The 1,308-nt window shown below is 52.5% G+C and carries 1 rRNA gene; it reads left to right on the top strand.

Annotation, left to right across the window (positions count from 1 at the left end):
• Positions 1 to 142: 142 nt before the first annotated feature.
• Positions 143 to 1,308 (top strand): 23S ribosomal RNA (locus K5Y33_RS23565); the annotation flags it as partial.

The following is a 1,308-nucleotide window of genomic DNA, read 5'->3' as shown; positions in this document are numbered from 1 at the left end:
TGCTCTTTAACAATCCGGAACAAGCTGAAAATTGAAACGACGCGTTGGTTCATTTCTCCGTAATAAGAAATGAATAACAGCGCGTTCGAGTCTCTCAAATGCTTGCAGTCTGCACGCGTTGCAAAACGCCTGTGGGTTGTGAGGTTAAGCGACTAAGCGTACACGGTGGATGCCCTGGCAGTCAGAGGCGATGAAGGACGTGCTAATCTGCGTAAAGCGTCGGTAAGGTGATATGAACCGCTACAGCCGACGATGTCCGAATGGGGAAACCCGGTGCACCCAGTGCATCATCGCAACATGAATACATAGTGTTGCGAGGCGAACCCGGGGAACTGAAACATCTAAGTACCCGGAGGAAAAGAAATCAACCGAGATTCCCCCAGTAGCGGCGAGCGAACGGGGAACAGCCCAGAACCTGAATCAGTTTGTGCGTTAGTGGAAGCGTCTGGAAAGTCGCACGATACCGGGTGATAGTCCCGTACACGAAAGTGCACAGATTGTGAGTTCGAAGAGTAGGGCGGGACACGTGGTATCCTGTCTGAATATGGGGGGACCATCCTCCAAGGCTAAATACTCCTGACTGACCGATAGTGAACCAGTACCGTGAGGGAAAGGCGAAAAGAACCCCGGCGAGGGGAGTGAAACAGAACCTGAAACCGTGTACGTACAAGCAGTGGGAGCCTCTTTAATGGGGTGACTGCGTACCTTTTGTATAATGGGTCAGCGACTTATATTCTGTAGCAAGGTTAACCGTATAGGGGAGCCGCAGGGAAACCGAGTCTTAACTGGGCGTTAAGTTGCAGGGTATAGACCCGAAACCCGGTGATCTAGCCATGGGCAGGTTGAAGGTTGGGTAACACTAACTGGAGGACCGAACCGACTAATGTTGAAAAATTAGCGGATGACTTGTGGCTGGGGGTGAAAGGCCAATCAAACCGGGAGATAGCTGGTTCTCCCCGAAAGCTATTTAGGTAGCGCCTCGTGAACTCATCTCCGGGGGTAGAGCACTGTTTCGGCTAGGGGGCCATCCCGGCTTACCAACCCGATGCAAACTGCGAATACCGGAGAATGTTATCACGGGAGACACACGGCGGGTGCTAACGTCCGTCGTGAAGAGGGAAACAACCCAGACCGCCAGCTAAGGTCCCAAAGTCATGGTTAAGTGGGAAACGATGTGGGAAGGCACAGACAGCCAGGATGTTGGCTTAGAAGCAGCCATCATTTAAAGAAAGCGTAATAGCTCACTGGTCGAGTCGGCCTGCGCGGAAGATGTAACGGGGCTAAACCATGCACCGAAGCTGCGGCAGC

Origin of the sequence: Pantoea sp. DY-17 (assembly GCF_019795975.1) — a bacterium.
Lineage (GTDB): Bacteria > Pseudomonadota > Gammaproteobacteria > Enterobacterales > Enterobacteriaceae > Pantoea > Pantoea leporis.
The sequence above is the reverse complement of the archived record's forward strand: the minus strand, read 5'-3'. Positions and strand labels throughout refer to the sequence as shown.